The sequence below is a fragment of the Mesorhizobium sp. M0870 genome (assembly GCF_040319775.1).
In the GTDB taxonomy this organism is placed as follows: Bacteria; Pseudomonadota; Alphaproteobacteria; order Rhizobiales; family Rhizobiaceae; genus Mesorhizobium.
This window is the reverse complement of sequence record NZ_JAMYOI010000022.1, coordinates 1-17542: the sequence shown is the minus strand read 5'-3', so window position 1 is coordinate 17542 and position 17542 is coordinate 1. Positions and strand designations below refer to the sequence as shown.

At 62.9% G+C, this 17542-nt stretch carries 17 protein-coding genes; 8 read left to right on the top strand and 9 right to left on the bottom strand.

All coding sequences use genetic code 11. The features are described 5' to 3' along the window. Nucleotides 1-364: 364 nt before the first annotated feature. Entirely contained in the window at nt 365-1282 is a 918-nt protein-coding gene (gene metF / locus NKH97_RS23500; protein WP_352442219.1) for a methylenetetrahydrofolate reductase [NAD(P)H], read from the bottom strand. Continuing rightward, the gene (locus NKH97_RS23495) at nt 1279-2301 is read right to left on the bottom strand and encodes an ArsR/SmtB family transcription factor (RefSeq protein ID WP_352442218.1); all 1023 of its coding nucleotides are present in this window, start codon (nt 2299-2301) and stop codon (nt 1279-1281) included. Before NKH97_RS23495 ends, metF begins: the two co-directional genes overlap by 4 nt. Before the next feature lie 122 nt (nt 2302-2423). Here NKH97_RS23495 and tsaA point away from each other — a divergent pair, with 122 nt between their 5' ends. Next, nucleotides 2424-2963, top strand: coding sequence for a tRNA (N6-threonylcarbamoyladenosine(37)-N6)-methyltransferase TrmO (tsaA, locus tag NKH97_RS23490; protein ID WP_352442217.1), 540 nt, complete (start codon nt 2424-2426; stop codon nt 2961-2963). Then, nucleotides 2960-3274, top strand: coding sequence for a DUF2293 domain-containing protein (locus NKH97_RS23485; RefSeq protein ID WP_127260329.1), 315 nt, complete (start codon nt 2960-2962; stop codon nt 3272-3274). Before tsaA ends, NKH97_RS23485 begins: the two co-directional genes overlap by 4 nt. A gap of 6 nt (nt 3275-3280) precedes the next feature. Here the strand turns inward: NKH97_RS23485 and NKH97_RS23480 are convergent, their stop codons facing one another. Next, entirely contained in the window at nt 3281-3784 is a 504-nt protein-coding gene (locus NKH97_RS23480) for a hypothetical protein (RefSeq protein WP_352442216.1), read from the bottom strand. A gap of 150 nt (nt 3785-3934) precedes the next feature. Here NKH97_RS23480 and NKH97_RS23475 point away from each other — a divergent pair, with 150 nt between their 5' ends. Then, on the top strand, nt 3935-4897 hold the full coding sequence (locus NKH97_RS23475) for a D-amino acid aminotransferase (protein ID WP_352442215.1): 963 nt from the start codon (nt 3935-3937) through the stop codon (nt 4895-4897). Nucleotides 4898-4977: 80 nt separating this feature from the next. Here the strand turns inward: NKH97_RS23475 and NKH97_RS23470 are convergent, their stop codons facing one another. Beyond that, on the bottom strand, nt 4978-5595 hold the full coding sequence (locus tag NKH97_RS23470) for an MOSC domain-containing protein (protein ID WP_352442214.1): 618 nt from the start codon (nt 5593-5595) through the stop codon (nt 4978-4980). Nucleotides 5596-5792: 197 nt separating this feature from the next. On the opposite strand from NKH97_RS23470, the gene NKH97_RS23465 reads away from it, so the two are divergent. Continuing rightward, nucleotides 5793-6323, top strand: coding sequence for a methyltransferase family protein (locus NKH97_RS23465; protein WP_352442213.1), 531 nt, complete (start codon nt 5793-5795; stop codon nt 6321-6323). A gap of 10 nt (nt 6324-6333) precedes the next feature. On the opposite strand, the gene NKH97_RS23460 is transcribed toward NKH97_RS23465, so the two are convergent. The 3 genes from NKH97_RS23460 to ettA form a co-directional block, all read right to left on the bottom strand. After that, nucleotides 6334-7455: a beta-ketoacyl-ACP synthase III gene (locus NKH97_RS23460; protein ID WP_023813172.1), complete on the bottom strand. Its 1122-nt coding sequence runs from the start codon at nt 7453-7455 to the stop codon at nt 6334-6336. Between the two features lie 185 nt (nt 7456-7640). After that, complete coding sequence (tam, locus tag NKH97_RS23455) at nt 7641-8408, bottom strand: trans-aconitate 2-methyltransferase (protein ID WP_023813173.1); 768 nt, start codon at nt 8406-8408, stop codon at nt 7641-7643. Nucleotides 8409-8454: 46 nt separating this feature from the next. Continuing rightward, a complete protein-coding gene (ettA, locus tag NKH97_RS23450; protein WP_013530923.1) occupies nt 8455-10104 on the bottom strand; it encodes an energy-dependent translational throttle protein EttA in 1650 nt (549 codons plus the stop codon). A gap of 275 nt (nt 10105-10379) precedes the next feature. On the opposite strand from ettA, the gene NKH97_RS23445 reads away from it, so the two are divergent. Then, nucleotides 10380-11666 carry a GGDEF domain-containing protein gene (locus tag NKH97_RS23445; protein WP_023813174.1) on the top strand — a complete coding sequence of 429 codons (1287 nt, stop codon included), beginning with the start codon at nt 10380-10382 and terminating at the stop codon, nt 11664-11666. 4 nt (nt 11667-11670) lie between these two features. Here the strand turns inward: NKH97_RS23445 and NKH97_RS23440 are convergent, their stop codons facing one another. Both NKH97_RS23440 and NKH97_RS23435 read right to left on the bottom strand, forming a co-directional pair. Beyond that, nucleotides 11671-12273, bottom strand: coding sequence for a hypothetical protein (locus tag NKH97_RS23440; RefSeq protein ID WP_352442212.1), 603 nt, complete (start codon nt 12271-12273; stop codon nt 11671-11673). Nucleotides 12274-12362: 89 nt separating this feature from the next. Then, nucleotides 12363-13370: a ribonuclease T2 family protein gene (locus tag NKH97_RS23435; protein WP_128303464.1), complete on the bottom strand. Its 1008-nt coding sequence runs from the start codon at nt 13368-13370 to the stop codon at nt 12363-12365. Between the two features lie 182 nt (nt 13371-13552). Between NKH97_RS23435 and NKH97_RS23430 the strand changes: the two genes are divergently transcribed. The 3 genes from NKH97_RS23430 to NKH97_RS23420 all read left to right on the top strand — a co-directional run bounded on the left by NKH97_RS23430 (nt 13553) and on the right by NKH97_RS23420 (nt 17406). Then, nucleotides 13553-14485 carry an alpha/beta fold hydrolase gene (locus tag NKH97_RS23430; protein ID WP_128303463.1) on the top strand — a complete coding sequence of 311 codons (933 nt, stop codon included), beginning with the start codon at nt 13553-13555 and terminating at the stop codon, nt 14483-14485. Between the two features lie 99 nt (nt 14486-14584). After that, nucleotides 14585-15760, top strand: coding sequence for a CaiB/BaiF CoA transferase family protein (locus NKH97_RS23425; protein WP_128303462.1), 1176 nt, complete (start codon nt 14585-14587; stop codon nt 15758-15760). Continuing rightward, nucleotides 15757-17406, top strand: coding sequence for a thiamine pyrophosphate-binding protein (locus NKH97_RS23420; protein WP_023813179.1), 1650 nt, complete (start codon nt 15757-15759; stop codon nt 17404-17406). Before NKH97_RS23425 ends, NKH97_RS23420 begins: the two co-directional genes overlap by 4 nt. The last annotated feature ends 136 nt before the right edge of the window (nt 17407-17542 follow it).

Sequence of the window (17542 nt, the reverse complement as noted above, 5' to 3'; positions counted from 1 at the left end):
GCAGCGACACGAGCGGGCCACATTTTATTCACAGGTCTGAAGCCGGTTTTTGCCTAGGAGTTTCAAAGCCTAACGGCAAAAGACATGTCGCGGATTTCACAATCACGTCGCAATGCAGCACATTTTCCGCTTGCCTGTGGCACAAATGAACCTAGACTCCATGACATAGCTCTTTAAGAGGAGGCTATGTCATGGGACTTACGAGGCCTATCAACGCATTGATGATCTGTGCTGCGTTCGCCTTTATCGGAGCCCTTATTATGGGCTTCCTTCCCTGACCGCCAAAGCGGGGAAGACCAGCACCCAAATAGTCCAACCAATTCAAAAGGCCGGGTTTTTCCCGGCCTTTTGTTTGAACCCGACCTCAAGCCGCGGCTGATCCGGCCGCCGCCGCCTCGTGCGAGCGGATGCCGATCATATGGCAGATGGCAAAGACCAGATCGGCGCGGTTCATGGTGTAGAAGTGGAAATCGCCGACACCGCGCTCGACCAGATCCATCACCTGTTCGGCTGCCACCGCCGACGCCACCAGCGCATGCGTCTGCGGGTCCCGGTCAAGGCCTTCGAAACGCTCCGCCAGCCAGCCGGGCACATGCGCGCCCGCCCTGGCGGAAAAGTTCGCGACCTGCCTGAAACTGTGAACCGGCTGGATTCCCGGCACGATCGGGATGTAGATGCCGGCGCGGCGGACGCGCTCGACATAGCGCTCGTAGAGATCATTGTCGAAGAAGAACTGGGTGATGGCGCGCGTCGCGCCATTGTCGACCTTGCGCTTCAGCATCTCGATGTCGGTGGCGAAATCGGGACTTTGCGGATGCTTTTCCGGATAAGCCGCGACGGAGATGTCGAAGTCCGCGATTGCCTTGAGCCCGGCGACCAGCTCCGCGCCGTTCTCGTAGCCACCGGGATGCGGCCGATACGGTTCGCCGACGCCGGAGGCCGGGTCGCCGCGCAGCGCCACGAACCGGTTGATGCCGATCGACCTGTAATCCTGGATGACCGCGTCGACCTCGTCGCGTGTTGCACCGACGCAGGTCAGATGCGCCGCTGCAGGAATACCGGTTTCCGTCAGGATGCGCTTTACAGTGCGCGCGGTACGCTCCCGCGTCGAGCCGCCGGCGCCGTAGGTCACCGAGACGAATTTCGGCTTCAGCGGCTCCAACTTTGTTACCGTCTCCCACAGCCTCGCTTCCATCTCGTCCGTCTTCGGCGGGAAGAATTCGAAGGAAACCCTGACCTTGTCGCCAATGTCGGGGCGGCGGGAAAAGCGGAACTGGTTCATGCGATTTCCCCTATCGAGTTCGCTTTGGCCTGCCTTGTGTCGTTGGAAGGATCGGCGATCAAGAGGCGCCGGTCGCGGCCAAGCCAGAGTTTTACGGTGAGCCTGGCCTCGTTGCCGCCGCGCGGCTCGAATTCCTGACTGTCTTCAAGATCGAGGCCGGCGTCCGAAAACCAGTCGGCGATCTGCCGGTCGGAAAAACCGAGCCGCATATGCGCGTGCTCCTCGCGCAGGAATTCCAGCGCATGCGGCGCGAAATCGACGATGACCAGGCGTCCGGCCGGACGCAAAAGCCGCGCCGCCTCGTGGATGGCGCGGGCGGGATCGTCGAGATAGTGCAGCACCTGATGGATGGTGACGAGATCGAAGGCATCGCGCTCGACCGGCGGTGCGAAGATGTCGCCCTGCCGAACCTGTGCGTTCGAAACCCCGGCCTTGTCGAGATTGGCGCGCGCCACGGTCAGCATCTCGCGCGACATGTCGATGCCGACACCGCGCCGATAAAGCGGCGAGAAGATTTCAAGCAGCCGCCCGGTGCCGGTGCCGAGATCCAGCATCGACTGGAACGGCCGCTTGCCCACCAGCTTCAACATTGCGGCTTCGACGGCGCGGTCCGGCACATGCAGCGAGCGGATATGGTCCCAGCTTGCCGCATTCACCGAAAAATACGCGACCGCGCGGTCCTGCCGCTTGCGCTTGACCGAGGCCAGACGCTCAAGATCGCGCTCGACCTGCGGATCGGCGCCGCGAATGCCGGAAACCAGTCCCATGACGAAGTCACGCGCTGAATCCGCATCCGACAGACGGAAGAAGGCCCAGGACCCTTCCTGGTAGCGGCCGATCAGCCCGGCCTCCAGCAAGAGCTTCAGGTGACGCGAAACGCGCGGCTGCGACTGGCCGAGAATTTCGGTAAGATCGGAAACCGTGAGGTCGCCGCGCGACAGAAGTGCCAGTATGCGCAATCGGCTGGATTCGGCCGCCGCCTTCAATGTATCAACCATGGTGTCGAGCGAGACATGCATCAGCGTATTCTCTTTGAAAAGATATAAACATATGTTTATGTCGGTTTTCGAAACCTTGCAAGCGCTATGTCGCTTCCGGACCAGAAAATGCCGCTCGTGTGGCGTTTTAAGAGACGCGGGCCATGACTGAAACGCGTGAGATGTTTGAGGCGCGCGAAGGGGAGCAGAGGCTGGAAAACGATCCGGCCCTGATGCCGCCTGATGGCGGCATCGTCTTCATCGGCCGCATTGCCTCGCCGTGGACGACGCGCGAAACCTGCCCGAAGAACATGCGCGTCGCGCGCGAGACCGGACAGAAGGCGGTGCTGACCATCGACGCGCCCTACCGAAGGGGCCTGCAGGGGCTGGAGCGCGCCAGCCACGTCATCATCCTATCCTGGCTGCATCATGCGCCGCGGACTCTGATTGTGCAGAGACCGCGCCATGCCGTTGAAGCGAAAGGTGTATTTGCGCTGCGCTCCCCTGCCCGCCCGAACCCCATCGGGCTGCACATCGCCAGGCTGATTGCCGTCAACATCGAAACCGGCCGCATCGATCTCGACGCCATCGACGTGCTCGACGGCACGCCGGTCATCGACCTAAAACCCTATTTCGCCTCGACCGACGCCATATCAGAGGCGACCATCGAAGGGCGCGACGAGCCCAATGGGATCCGGCGATGACAGCGCCGACCGGCCGCCGCCGCGCCATCGCCAAGGCGCTGACCGCACTTCTGCCGCTGGCGCCCTATGCCGATATGGAGAAGATCCGCACCGACGCCGGCGCGGTTCACATGAAGACCCTGCCGCCGGGCATCGCCGTATGGCTGGCGACCATTGCCCATATCCGCCACATGCACACCGATTACGAAAAACTGCTCAGCGAAGGCTATGACCGCGACTCGGCGCGTTTCTTCGTCATCGAGCAGACCAACATCGTGCTCACCCGCTGGCGCGCAACCCGCCTGCTCGACGCCGACGACGAGGAGGAATGACCACGGCTACTTCCGCTTTAGCACTGCGACCGCATTATAAGGCTGGCCGTCGGCCTGGCCGACCCAAGTCCAGGACAGATTTCCCTTGAAAAACCTGACCGTGATGTTGCCGCCGTCGATGCACTTGTCCTGCCCGTAGGTGATGCTCTCGTGGTATTCCGCCGAAATGTCGTCCCTGGACGTCTGCGACAGGGATCCGCCGCAGCCGAGCGACGGATAGTCGATGGACGCACCCCCATCATTGATCGTCATGGCGATCGCCCAATCAGCTCCGGCATCGCCGGCCGGGCTCTGGTGGCCGCTGCCGAGCCAGGTGCCGCTCAGCGTCGGCACATTCACCGCGCAAGGCACGTTCTGGAAGATCGACGTCAATTCGCTGCCGGTTTTCTCGCAGCGATAGGTCTGGCCGCTCTGGCACAATTCCTCGCCTTCGCGTGGGCACTGGGCGCTGGCTTGGCCCGCGGCGGCGAACATCATCATTGCCGCTGTGACGGCCCCAAACCTGCCCATTTTCCCCTCCCGTTCAGACCCGGAACGATAGGGCAATCGCGATCGAATGTATCGGCCAGATCGTCATGGAGGCCGAACAGCGCCGGGCGGGTGGCTCTATGCCTTCTGCCCAGCGCCGCTAGCCTCTCGCCTGCTTGACAGGAGGCCTCGATGAGCCGGACGATGGCAACACAGGACGAGAAGCAACTGCCCATAGTTGGCGACCGCCATGTCGACCCGCACTCCTACCCCGAGGGCGTCGCTTTCCTCGACGGCCAATATTTGCCGATGTCGCAGGCCAAGATCTCGGTTCTGGACTGGGGCTTTCTGCATTCCGACGCAACCTACGACACCGTGCATGTCTGGAATGGCCGCTTCTTCCGCCTCGATTTGCATCTCGACCGCTTCTTCGGCGGGCTGGAAAAACTGCGCATGACCATTCCCTTCGACCGCAAAGGCGTGGCCGAAATCCTGCACAATTGCGTGGCGCTGTCGGGTCATCGCGCCGCCTATGTCGAGATGCTGTGCACGCGCGGCGCCTCCCCGACTTTCAGCCGCGACCCGCGCCAGGCACTCAACCGCTTCATGGCGTTCGCCGTGCCGTTCGGCTCGGTCGCCAATGCCGAGCAGCTGCATCGCGGCCTGCGTGTCGCCATCAGCGACAAGGTGCGCATTCCGCCGGCCTCGATCGATCCGGCGATCAAGAACTACCACTGGCTCGATCTGGTGCGCGGCCTCTACGATGCCTATGATCGCGGCGCCGAGACTGCGTTGCTTCTGGACTTCAACGGCAATGTCGCCGAAGGCCCGGGCTTCAACGTCTTCTGCGTCAAGGATGGCAAACTGTCGACGCCTTCCATCGGTGTGCTGCCCGGCATCACCCGCCGCACTGTCTTTGATCTGTGCGCCGAAGAAGGTCTTGCAGCCACCGCCACCGATGTCAGCGTTGCCGCATTGCACGAGGCAGACGAGGTTTTCATCACCTCGACCGCAGGCGGCATCATGCCGGTGACGGAGATCGACGGTGTTCGGATCGCCGACGGCAAGGTCGGCGCGATCACCAGCCGGCTGATGGCGCTCTATTGGGAGAAGCACGAGGATCCGGCGTGGTCGAGCCCTGTGAATTATCCCTGATAGTCAGCAAGGTCTCGAGAAAAACCGCAAGGATTGAGGCCACCACTTTTGCTACGCTCCATGGGCAGCGCAGCCTGCCCTCAGGCTTGATAGATCCACTGCTCCGGCACGCGCACCGAGATTTCTTCGCCGGCCATGACCGTTCCCGGCTTCTCGACCCAGGCGACGACGCCGCGCAGCCGTTTCGCGACTTTCGGGAACAACAGCGCGCCGGCTCCGACGTCGGCCAATCCGGCGTTTTCGGCGATCGACCGGCCGGCGATGCGGCACGGGCCGTTCTGTGCGTCGACCTTGATGGTGACGCCGCCCTTGAAGAACAGCAGCGTGCCGGCCGGCAGCATGGAGAGGTTCGGCACCCCTTCGATCACAAGATTGGCGCCGATCCACTCCGGCCTGATCTCGGCCAGGCCCATGCGTTCGGCGACAACCGCCAGCTCGTCCGCCGCCACGACGGACAATTGCCGTTCGTTGCGTATTTCCGTGCCGCGCGGATACCAGGGCTCGCGCCCGCCCGAGCGCCGTGTCGGTCCGGCATGGAAATCGCCTGAAATGCCGTCGAAACCCAGCCGCAATTCGTCCACCGGGCGGGTCTGAAAATGATCCGCCGGCGCCACGTAAAGCGCTGCCGCCCTGGCGGCAAGCTTTCGCGCGGGGATGATTTCAACCGGCTTTTCAGCCTCGGGGAAGAGATCCGACATGGCGTTCTTTCCAATCGTCATTCGACGAGTTAGCCGGGCGGGCTCCGAGGCGTCCAGTCGAAAGTGCTGATCGTCCGATCAACAGCACCGATAGGATCGCGATCACGCTTTTCTTACCTTTCATCGATTTCGCGCCGCATTGCCGCCGCGCGGTGCCGGTTTCATGGTTACGTCCAGACAGTTTGCGGAGGCTGATCATGCGACCTGTGACGGCAATCACGTTGCTTTGGTTGATCTGGGCAGGAATCTGGGCCGTCGCCGCCCTGTGGTCCGACCCTGCCCAGAAGCGCGCCGGGTTCAGGGCGGAGGCCCGCTATCGGGGTCTATGGCTGGCCGGCGCGGTGCTGCTGTTCATTCCGGCGCACGGCTATGAAGGCCGGCTCAGGCTGTGGATGCCTGATCTCTCCGAAGCCTGGATCTGTGTCGCCCTGATCGCCATCGGCATCGCCTTTGCCTGGTGGGCGCGCCTGCATCTCGGCAGGCTGTGGTCGGGCGCCATCACCGCCAAGGCCGGGCATCGGGTCATCAATACCGGCCCGTATGGCGTTGTCCGGCATCCGATCTACACCGGATTGCTGCCTGGCGATCCTCGCCACCATGGCGGCCAAGGGCACCCTCTGGGGCATAGCCGGAACCGCCCTGCTCATCATCGGCATCGTGACCAAGGCAAGACTGGAAGAAAGCTTCCTACGCGGCGAGTTGGGCAGTGCCCGTTCGCACCAGCTTGACCAGACAAGCTTAAAGCATCCGCAACAGCGCACCACCTATCGAATACCCCGCGCCAAAGGCGCAGATCAGGCCGAAATCGCCGGGCTTCATGTCGGCGTGGTTCTCCGACAGCGCGACGATGGCGCCGGCGCCCGCCGTGTTGCCCAGCCGCTCCAGCACCATCGGCGCGCGGTCGTGGTCGACTTCGTGGCCGAACGACAGTTTCAGGATCATCGCATTCATGCGCGCATTGGCCTGATGCAGCCAGAAGCGCCTGATCGCCTGCGGCGTCAGCCCGTGCTCGGCGAGGAATTCGACGATGAATTTTTGCCCGGCGACGGTGACTTCCTTGAACACCTTGTTGCCGACCTGCTTGATCAGATTGCCTTCCAGGTTGATCATGTAAGGATCTTCCTGGGCGGTGCGGGTGTGATAGCCCAGATTGGTGCGGATGTTGTTCGACATCTGCGTCCAGACGCGCGTGTCGAGCACCTCGAAGCGCCCCGGCCGCTTGTCGCCCTTGGCCAGGCCTTCGACCACCATCGACACCGAAGCGTCGCCGAAGATGAAATGCGTCTGCCGGTCGCGGAAATTGAGATGCCCGGTGATGATCTCCGGCGTCGTCACCAGGATGCGTTTGTGCGCGCCCGACCGCACCAGGTTGACGGCGACGTGCAAGGCGGCCGCGGCCGAGGAACAGCCAAGCCCCATGTCGAAGCCGGCGCCCTTGGTGCCCAACGCCTCCTGCATTTCGATGGCGATCGCCGGATAGGGCCGCTGGTGATGCGAGGCCGAGCAGATCACCAGGTCGATATCCGACGGCTGCAGCCCGGCGTGGTCGAGCGCCTTCTTCGCCGAGGCGATGCCGAACTCCGCCTCCAGCGACAGCGCGTCGTCGGGCCGCGCCGGAATGCGCGGCGCCATCCGGGTCGGATCGAGAATGCCCTCGCGCTCGATGACATGGCGGGTGCGCACGCCCGAGGCGTGGACGATGAAGTCGCTGTCCGATTTCGGCAGCGGCGGCTCGCCAGTATCCTGGCGGCGCGCATTTTCCGTGTCGACCCAGGCATTGAAGCTGGCGACCAGTTCTTCATTGGTGATTGTGGGTTCGGGGATTTCAACGCCGATGCCGCTGATGATGACGCGATGCATGTCCAGTCCGTCCCATCCGCAGGCGCTGCGGCTTCATGTGGGCGCCGGAATGCTCCGGCGCAACAGTTTTCTCACCGAGGCGGTTTACGCCGGCTTAAACCAAAGATCTGGGCCGACTTAAGCCGATCCTTGACATGGCCACAGGCAAAGCCAAGCGGCCCTAAGACGCCGCGCAACACGGATAATCAAGCTCGTTTTGCGACAATGAAAATGCGCGGAAAGCGCAAGAGCACCTTGCCATCAGCCGTCTTCGGATAGGCCTTGGCGATCTTGGCCGTGTAACATTCGAGGAACAGCGTCCGCTCATCGGCACCCAGCGGATCGAGGAACGGTTTCAGGCCCGTCGACTTCACCCATTCGACGATCGCCTGCGCATCGGCAAGCGGGTGGTTGTAGATGGTGTGCCAGATATCCAGCCGATCGCTGAGCGGCGACAGAAGATCATAATAGAACGACACCGGCGGCAACGGCCCGCGTGCCGCGCCCTTGAGCTTTTCGGCAAACGGCATTTCGGCGGCGGTTTCACGCATCAGGCGGTGCGAGTCCTCGCCCATATTGTCGGGCATCTGGATGGCCAGCGCGCCGCCTGGCGCAAGAAAACCCATCAGCCGCTGGAACACAGCGGGATGCTCGGGCAGCCACTGGAACACCGCATTGGCGAAGATCACGTCGACCGGCTCCGCCGGCTGCCATTTGGAGGCATCGGCCAGATCAAAGGTGACCTCGGGCAGACGCGCCCTCGCCTTCTCGATCATGTCGGGCGAAGTGTCGAAGCCGCTCACCTGCGCATCCGGCCAGCGCTCGACGAGCAGCTCGGTCGAGTTGCCCGGCCCGCAGCCGATGTCGACGACCCGGCGCGGGAAGTCCACCGGCACCTGTGCCACCAGGTCTCGCGCGGGCCGCGTGCGCTCGTCCTCGAATTTCAGATATTGGGCGGCGGACCAATCAGCCATGTGAACTCCTCACGTCTTCTTGAGAATTCGCCGCCCGGAAAACCCCTTACCGCGTCAGCCTCTTGTAGGTCATGCGGTGCGGGTTGACGGCATCCGGCCCGAGGCGGCGGATCTTGTCCTGCTCGTAATCCTCGAAATTGCCCTCGAACCATTCGACATGGCTGTCGCCCTCGAAGGCGAGGATGTGCGTCGCCAGGCGATCGAGGAACATGCGATCGTGCGAGATGATGACGGCGCAGCCGCCGAAGTTTTCCAGCGCGTCTTCGAGTGCCGCCAGCGTTTCGGTGTCGAGATCGTTGGTCGGTTCGTCGAGCAGCAGCACATTGCCGCCGGTCTTCAGCATCTTGGCCAGATGCACGCGGTTGCGCTGGCCGCCGGACAGATTGCCGACCTTCTGCTGCTGGTCGCCGCCACGGAAGTTGAACGACGCGCAATAGGCACGCGTGTTGGCCTCGAATTTGCCGAGCTTGACCACTTCTGCGCCGCCGGAAATCTCTTCCCATACCGTCTTTGACGGATCGAGCGCATCGCGGCTCTGGTCGACATAGCCGAGCTTCACCGTTTCGCCGACGCGCACTGAGCCCGCATCCGGCTTTTCCTGGCCGGTGATCATGCGAAACAGCGTCGTCTTGCCGGCGCCGTTCGGGCCGATGACGCCGACGATGCCGCCGGGCGGCAGCTTGAATTCCAGGCCGTCGATCAAAAGCGTGTCGCCAAAGCCCTTCGACAGGCCTTCCGCCTCGATCACCACATTGCCGAGCCGCTCGCCATGCGGGATGACGATCTGCGTATCGCTCGGACGCCGCTTGTCGGCTGCATCCAAAAGATCCTGGAACGCCTGGATACGCGCCTTGGACTTCGTCTGGCGGGCCTTCGGGCTCGACTGGATCCATTCGCGCTCGCGGCCGATGGCGCGCTGGCGGGCATCGTCCTCGCGGCCTTCCTGCTTGAGCCGCTTGGCCTTGGCTTCGAGGTATTTGGTGTAGTTGCCCTCATAGGGAATGCCGCGGCCGCGATCGAGTTCGAGGATCCAGCCGGTGACGTTGTCGAGGAAGTAGCGATCGTGGGTGATGATCATCACGGCGCCCGGATAGGCACGCAAATGCTTTTCCAGCCACGCCGTGGTTTCGGCGTCGAGATGGTTGGTCGGTTCGTCGAGCAGCAAAAGGTCGGGCTGGCGCAGCAAGAGTTGGCAAAGCGCGACGCGGCGCCGCTCGCCGCCCGAAAGCTTGGTGACTTCCGAATCCTTGGGCGGGCAGCCCAGCGCTTCCATCGCCATCTCGACCTGCTGTTCGAGATCCCACAGGTTGAGCCGGTCCATCTCGTCCTGAAGCTTGGCCGACTCGTCGGCCGTCTCGTCGGAGTAGTTCATCATCAATTCGTTATAGCGTTCGATGATCGCGGTCTTGGCGGCGACGCCTTCCATGATGTTTTCGAACACGGTCTTGTCCGGATCGAGCGCCGGCTCCTGCGCCAGGTAGCCGACGGTTGCGCCTTCGGCCAGCCAGGCTTCGCCGTTCCACTCCTTGTCGAGCCCGGCCATGATCTTGAGGATCGTCGACTTGCCCGAACCGTTGGGGCCGAGGATGCCGATCTTGGCGTCGGGATAGAAGGAGAGATGGACATTCTCGAGCACCTTCTTGGTGCCATAGGCCTTGTTGAGGCCGGCCATGTGATAGATGAACTGGCGTGCCACGCGCGCTTTCCCTGAAAAAAACTGACTGGCCCAGAAAACTGACTGGATCTGTCGAATTGAGTGGAGGTTGGCCGCTATGTAGGCGATGCGGCGGCGAACGGCAATCGCTTTTGCCATATCTGCCCGGTCACACGCGGAAGTGTCCGCCAACCGCCGAAGTTTTCCACCAGCACGAAGCGTGCTGAAATCTCCGGTTAACTCTTCGGCGTCAAAACAGGATCGGAGTGGAATCGCTCGCTATTCGCGATTTCGAGAAAGAGATCGGGTCGACGGCATTGCTGAACAGTTTCCTGCTCCTTGCCGAAGCGGTCGTCTATTTCAGCGTCATGGTGACGCTTTTCCGCTTCCGGAGGCGCATCGGCCTCGGCGTGTTCATCTGCGCGCTCGGTGTCATGCACTTCCTCGAGACCTACCTCGCCAGCGTTTTTTATGTCGCCTTGCCGTTCGGCATGGTCTCGCCTGGCTCGGCGGTGCTGTTTTCCGGCAAGCTGGTGATGCTTTTGCTGCTCTATATGAAAGAGGACGCTGCAACTGTGCGTCAGCCGATCTACGGCCTGCTGCTCGGCAATGCGCTGATGATCGGGCTGGTGCTGCTGCTGCGCCTGCACGTCATCGCGGCACTTCCCGACGGCAGGCTCCCAGACATCGGCTTCATCGACCAGATGGGCTGGCTGATGGTGTGGGGCACGACGCTGCTGTTCGTCGATGCCATCCTGATCATCCTGCTTTATGAAAAGCTCGGGCGTTATCTGCGCAAGGCGCCGTTCGCGCGCATCCTGATTTCGGTCGCTTGCGTGCTGACATTCGACCAGGCCGGGTTTTTCACCGCCCTGCATTTCGTTGCCGGCGCGCCGATAGCCGTCTTTTTCGGCGGCTGGTTCGCCAAGATGGCGGCGGCGGTGACGTTCAGCACCATGCTCGTCGCCTATCTCAAATGGTTCGAGGAGCGCCAAGTCACCGCGCCGCGCGGATTGACCGATATCTTCGATACGCTGACCTATCGCGAACGCTACGAAGCGCTGGTCGAACATGTCGGGCGGGACGGCCTGACCGGCCTGCTGCACCGCGGGCGCTTCGACGCCGACGGTGAAGCCGCCGTCCAGGCCAGCCTGCGCACCGCCAGGCCGCTCAGCCTGCTGATCATCGATGTCGACCATTTCAAATCGATCAATGACCGTTTCGGCCATGCCGAAGGCGACAAGGTGTTGAAGGCGGTCGCGGCCCTGCTTGGCGAGACGGCAAGCGCCGAGGACCAGGTGTTCCGCATCGGCGGCGAGGAATTCGCCATCCTCAGTTCGCGTCCGCACTCGGTCGCCAGGCTGTTCGGCGAAAGCATTCGCCACGCGGTCAAGGGCTCGGCCGCCACCAGTCGCTTCGAGCTCACCGTCAGCGCTGGCGTTTCCAGCGTCAGCGAAACCACGCGCTGCCTTGCCGACCTGTTCGCGCTTGCCGACCAGCGTCTCTACAAGGCGAAGTCGACCGGCCGCGATCGCGTCGTCGGCGAGCCGGGCGGCCAAGAAGCCGACACAGCCGCTGCGCGGACCAAATCCGCACAGATCTAGTTCGTTACGAATTCCTCTGCCGTCGAAAGCCCGTCACGGTCGAAACCGCCATCAGCGCGATCGCCAGCCATTTCAGCACCGTGATGATCGGCCCGGCCTGGATATCGTAGGCAATGAACAGCAGGATGCCCGGCACCAGCAAGCCGCACATGACCAGCATGATGCGGTTGATCTGCCAGGACACTTTTGACGCCAACGCCTCGTCGCCGAGTGCTGGAACCAGCACCGCCCGCACCGTCTTGCCGCCCACCAGCATGGCCGAAAGGTGCATCGAGATCGGCAGACCGAGCCCGATGATCAGGAAAGCGCAAGCGGCCAGCAGGAGCGAAAACTTCAGCGCGCTGGTTTCCGCCGCTATGGGAAACAGCAGCGTCGCCAGCGGCAGGAAGACACCGAAAATGCCGATCGCCGCGATCGTGATGAAGATCGCCGCATTGACGATCGTGAACAGCTGGTAGGTGCCGACGCCGATCGGTTCGGAGAGCGTCCGCATGCGTGCCCACTCGGCGTCGGTATACGAAAAGCCCGGCCATTCCATGCGGGCATCGTTTATCGAGACCATGCCCTTGGCCCAGAAAGCCAGCCGCGCCAGCGCGCTGCTCGTCATGCCATCCATTGCCGCCCCCGCCAGAATGATGCGCTCGCAGCATAGCACCAGGGCGCGGCAGCGCGACAGTCCGGTATCTCTGTTGAGAGTTACTGGAAGCCGATCGCGTCGACATTGCCTGTCGGGCAGCCGGCCTTGTTGGTCGGCACCGAAGCCAGCAGCAGATCCTTAAGCGAGCTGTTGGGCCCGATCGGACCCGCGAGGCCGAGCGTCAGTTCGCCGATCAGCCGCCTGCCGCTCGACGGATCGATGACGCAGGAAACGCGCACGCGATCCCCTGCTCCCGCCCCGAAGGCAGTGTCGAAAGCGCCGCGGATCTGGTCCGCCGTCAGCTTGCCGCCGATGTTCTTGGCAAAGAGTTCGCGCACCGGCGAGCTGTTCACCGCGCGCATCAGGTTGAGCGCATCGGAGAAATAGTCCTGCTGGCTCTTGCCGTAGCAGGTGCCGTGCTTGATCCATTCATGCCGATCGAGGTGGGAGGCCGTGCCGGGCATCACCTGATCGAGTTCCGTGCGGGTGTTGGCGTCAAGATTGACCGGCGGCAGGTCTTTCCAGTGGGCCGGATTGTCGTTGGCCTTGTCGCTCGCCGTCGCCTGGCAATAGAAATTGCCGTTCGGCTGCGGCCAGAGACCGTGCAAGGTGAAATGCGTGGCGTCGAAATCACCAGCACTCTGCGCCCTGCATTCGGTCTTGTTCGACTTTGTCTCGCAAAACGCCGGCTGCCAGCTCAGCGCGAAGACGTATTCGGGTTTCCCCGATGCCGCCGGCTTGCCTTGCCCGTCAGGTGCGGCCGGCACGGTCGCCGCGCTGCTGCCGGAAACGTGGCCGCAGCTGACCTTCACCCAGCGGCGCTCCGGATCGGCGCCCGGCACCAGGATGAGATAATGCGTCGGCGTATCCTTGTTGCCGGCAAGCAGCCGATAGCTCTGCCCGGCATCGGTCGAGACATTGCCGGGGTTCTTGCCGTTCTTGATGGCTTGCGTTGCCGGACAGGCAGCGTCGGCCACAAAGGAGCCGCTCATCTTGACGTCGGCACGCGCGGCACCGGCCAGCGACGCGGCCAGCATGGCCAATCCGAAAACGACACCAATGCGCATGGAAAATCCTCGGCTGGACAAGTGGGCGACAGACTGAAGCTGTCTCCATGTCAGAATTGCGATATTTTGCTGGCCAAACGCAAGAAACATCGTCGCGAAAAGCGGGTTTGCTGGATTGACGCATAATGTGGGCCGGCGCAAACAAAGCCAACGACGATAATGCAAGGGCGGGACCGAGCGGCATGTCATTCAGCCAGCAGCGCGTGGTTCGCTCCCCAACCGGTGCCGAGCTCAATCTTTTCGTCAGGCAGGCCGATGGCCGGGCACGCGCCGTCGTCCAGATCAATCATGGCCTGGCCGAGCACGCAGCGCGCTATGCCCGCTTTGCCGATTTTCTTGGCTCCCGCGGCTTCGATGTCTATGTCCACGATCATCGCGGCCATGGCGCGACCAAGGCGCCCGACGCGCCGCTCGGCAGGTTCGCCGCCAGCGACGGCCCGGCCAAGGTGATAGCCGACGTCGGCGCCATCCATGATCTTATCGCCCGCGAACAGCCAAACAGACCGGTCATCCTGTTTGGTCATTCGATGGGAGCGTCGGTCGCGCTGAACTACCTGTTACGCCACTCGCCGCGCGTTCATGCCGCCGGTATCTGGAACGGCAATTTCTCCCAAGGCCTGCTCGGACAGGTGGCGCTGGGCATCCTTGCCTGGGAACGGATGCGGCTCGGCTCCGACGTGCCATCGCGTCTGCTGCCGAAGCTCACCTTCCAGGCCTGGGGCAAGGCGGTGCCCAATCACCGCACATTGTTCGACTGGCTGTCGCGCGACGAGGCGGAAGTGGCGAAATACATCGCCGATCCGCTCTGCGGCTGGGATGCCTCGGTGTCGATGTGGCGCGATGTGGTCTCGATGGCGCTGAACGGCGGCAAGGATGCCGGCTTTGCCGGCATCCGGCGCGACCTGCCCATCAGCATCGTCGGCGGCGAAAGAGATCCCGCCTCGGATTATGGCAAAGGGATCACGCATCTTGCCAGCCGCATGCGCGCGATGGGCTTTTCGAATCTGGTTTCAAAGGTTTACGCCGGCACCCGCCACGAAAGCCTGAACGAGGTGAATCGCGACATCATCATGGATGATTTCGCCGCCTGGGCCGACAAAGTCCTCAAAGCGTGACGGATTGGCCCATTGCAAGAGCCGTGACAGCCGTTGCAGGGCTTGATAGAGGCTCTGCTTTCGCAGCAGTCACGGTGATTGCGGCAACCACGGTGATCCATGGCTGAGCCCCCGCTGAAAGGCGTCCGCGTCGTCGAACTCGCCCGCATCCTTGCCGGGCCATGGGCCGGGCAGTTGCTTGCCGATCTCGGCGCCGATGTCATCAAGGTCGAAAGCCCCGATGGCGGCGACGACACCCGCAAATGGGGGCCACCCTTCGTCATGGGCAAGGACGGCGAGAACCTGTCGGCCGCCTATTACCATTCCTGCAATCGCGGCAAGCGCTCCATCGCCATCGATTTCTCGACACCGGAAGGGGCCGAGACCGTGCGCCGGCTGGTCGCCACCTCGGACGTGCTGATCGAGAACTTCAAGCTCGGCGGTCTGAAGAAATACGGCCTCGACTATGACAGCCTGCGCAAGATCAACCCGCGCCTCGTCTATTGCTCGATCACCGGCTTCGGCCAGGACGGACCCTATGCGCCGCGCGCCGGCTACGACTTCATCATCCAGGCCATGGCCGGCATGATGTCGATCACCGGCGAGGTCGGCCGCGAGCCGCAAAAAGCGGGCGTCGCCATCTCCGACATCTTCACCGGCCTTTATTCGGTCATCGCCATCCAGGCAGCATTGCGCCATGCCGAACAAACCGGCGAAGGCCAGCACGTCGACATGGCGCTCTTCGACACCCAGATCTCGGCGCTCGGCAACCAGAATTTGAACTATCTCGTCTCCGGCAAATCGCCGGTGCAGATGGGCAATGCGCATATGAACATCGCCCCATACGAGGTGGTGCCGGTCCGGGATGGGCACATCATCCTGGCGGTCGGCAATGACGGCCAGTTCGCCAAATTCTGCGCCGCTGTCGGACTGGGCGACCTGCCTGCCAATCCCGACTTCGCCACCAACCCCGCCCGGGTCGCCAACCGGGTGAAATTGCATGAGCGCATGATCGAGGCGCTGAAGGTTTTTGACCGCGATCCGCTGCTGGCCAAGCTGGAAGCGGCCAGCGTGCCGGCGAGCCCGATCAACACGATCGGCCAGATGTTTGCCGATCCGCAGACGATCGCGCGCGGCATGCGGCTTGATCTCGACGACGGCCATGGCAATCTTCTGCCTTCGGTGCGTGCGCCGATGGTGATGTCGGGCACGCCGCTGGTCTATGAGCGCCCCTCGCCGCGCCTGGGCGAGCACACGCAAGAAATCCTTGCCGAACTGGAGAAGTCTGGACAATGAAGACCGGCGGACAACTCATCGTCGACGCGCTCGAAGCCAACGGCACCGACCGCATCTATTGTGTGCCGGGTGAATCCTATCTGGCGGTGCTCGACGCGCTGCACGATTCTGCGATCCGCACCATCGTCTGCCGCCAGGAAGGCGGTGCCGCGATGATGGCCGATTGCCACGGCCGCCTGACCGGGAAGCCCGGCATCTGCTTCGTCACCCGCGGCCCCGGCGCCACCAACGCCTCGGCCGGCATCCACATCGCCATGCAGGATTCTATACCCGTCATCCTGTTCATCGGCCAGGTCGCCAGCCACGCCAAGGAGCGTGAAGCGTTCCAAGAGGTCGATTATAAGAGGTTCTTCGGCGATATCGCCAAATGGGTGGTCGAGATCGACGACGCCTCGCGCATCCCCGAATTCGTCACCCGCGCCTTCGCGGTGGCGACATCGGGCCGGCCCGGCCCGGTGGTGATCTCGCTGCCCGAAGACATGCTGACCAGCATCGTCGAAGCACCTATCGCCTTGCCGCACACGCCGGTTGAGACACGGCCGGGCGAAGCGGAGCTCGATGCGCTGGAAAAGCTGCTGGCTAAGGCCAAGCGGCCGTTCGTCATCCTCGGCGGCACGCGCTGGGACGCCGAGGCGGTGGCGCAAATGCGCACGGTCGCCGAGGCGTGGTCGCTGCCGGTCGGTTGTTCCTTCCGCCGGCAGATGCTGTTCGATCATCTACATCCGAACTATGCCGGCGATGTCGGCATCGGCATCAACCCCAAGCTGGCCACAGCGATCAAGCAGGCCGATCTCGTGCTCCTGATCGGCGGCCGCATGGGCGAAATGCCGTCCTCGGACTACACGCTGCTGAAAAGCCCCTACCCCGACCAGACACTGGTCCATGTCCATGCCGACGCTGGCGAGCTCGGCCGCGTCTACAGGCCGACACTGGCGATCAACGCCTCGCCTTCTGCCTTCATCGACGCTTTCGCCAAGCGCAAGCCGGCCTCTGAGCCGACTTGGGCAGCCGAGACACCAAAGCTGCATGCCTCCTATCTCGACTGGTCGACGCCACCGGAAGGCGGCCCCGGCTCGGTCCAGATGGGCCCGATCATGAACTACCTCGAAAAGATGCTGCCCGACGACGCCATTCTCACCAACGGCGCCGGCAATTACGCGACCTGGGTGCATCGCTTCCACCGCTTCCGCCGCTTCGCCACTCAAGGTGCGCCGACATCGGGCTCGATGGGCTATGGCACGCCTGCGGCCGTCGCTGCCAAAGAGCTGTTTCCGGAGCGCACCGTGGTCGCCTTCGCCGGCGACGGCTGCTTCCTGATGAACGGGCAGGAATTCGCCACCGCCGTGCAGTATGACCTGCCTATCATTGTGGTCGTCGTCAACAACGGCATCTATGGCACCATCCGCATGCATCAGGAGCGCGAATATCCCGGCCGCGTCGTCGCCACCGATCTTAAGAACCCCGACTTCGCGGCTCTCGCCCGCGCCTATGGCGGCCATGGCGAAACGGTCGACAAGACCGCCGATTTCGCTCCCGCCTTCGAACGTGCCCGCGCCAGCGGCAAGCCGGCGATCGTGGAAATCCGCCTCGACCCCGAAGCGATCACGCCGACCAAGACGATGACGCAGATACGCGACAAGGCGTAGTCCAAACAAAAAAAGAGGCGGTCGCCCGCCCCTTTTCGTCATGCGGCTTGCGCTAGAGCGTTTCATATTTTGACGGAAGCGTAGCCTGCGTTTTCGAAGTAGTTCTTGCATTCGGCTGCCTCGATGGTTTCGACGA

Bases quoted from the DNA above. Each gene is read 5' to 3' on its own strand.
- NKH97_RS23480 (WP_352442216.1), bottom strand. From the start codon at position 3,784: ATGGGCAGGTTTGGGGCCGTCACAGCGGCAATGATGATGTTCGCCGCC.
- NKH97_RS23465 (WP_352442213.1), top strand. From the start codon at position 5,793: ATGCGACCTGTGACGGCAATCACGTTGCTTTGGTTGATCTGGGCAGGA.
- NKH97_RS23420 (WP_023813179.1), top strand. From the start codon at position 15,757: ATGAAGACCGGCGGACAACTCATCGTCGACGCGCTCGAAGCCAACGGC.
- NKH97_RS23425 (WP_128303462.1), top strand. From the start codon at position 14,585: ATGGCTGAGCCCCCGCTGAAAGGCGTCCGCGTCGTCGAACTCGCCCGC.
- NKH97_RS23435 (WP_128303464.1), bottom strand. From the start codon at position 13,370: ATGCGCATTGGTGTCGTTTTCGGATTGGCCATGCTGGCCGCGTCGCTG.
- NKH97_RS23440 (WP_352442212.1), bottom strand. From the start codon at position 12,273: ATGACGAGCAGCGCGCTGGCGCGGCTGGCTTTCTGGGCCAAGGGCATG.
- metF (WP_352442219.1), bottom strand. From the start codon at position 1,282: ATGAACCAGTTCCGCTTTTCCCGCCGCCCCGACATTGGCGACAAGGTC.
- NKH97_RS23430 (WP_128303463.1), top strand. From the start codon at position 13,553: ATGTCATTCAGCCAGCAGCGCGTGGTTCGCTCCCCAACCGGTGCCGAG.
- NKH97_RS23495 (WP_352442218.1), bottom strand. From the start codon at position 2,301: ATGCATGTCTCGCTCGACACCATGGTTGATACATTGAAGGCGGCGGCC.
- tsaA (WP_352442217.1), top strand. From the start codon at position 2,424: ATGACTGAAACGCGTGAGATGTTTGAGGCGCGCGAAGGGGAGCAGAGG.
- NKH97_RS23485 (WP_127260329.1), top strand. From the start codon at position 2,960: ATGACAGCGCCGACCGGCCGCCGCCGCGCCATCGCCAAGGCGCTGACC.
- NKH97_RS23460 (WP_023813172.1), bottom strand. From the start codon at position 7,455: ATGCATCGCGTCATCATCAGCGGCATCGGCGTTGAAATCCCCGAACCC.
- tam (WP_023813173.1), bottom strand. From the start codon at position 8,408: ATGGCTGATTGGTCCGCCGCCCAATATCTGAAATTCGAGGACGAGCGC.
- NKH97_RS23475 (WP_352442215.1), top strand. From the start codon at position 3,935: ATGAGCCGGACGATGGCAACACAGGACGAGAAGCAACTGCCCATAGTT.
- NKH97_RS23470 (WP_352442214.1), bottom strand. From the start codon at position 5,595: ATGTCGGATCTCTTCCCCGAGGCTGAAAAGCCGGTTGAAATCATCCCC.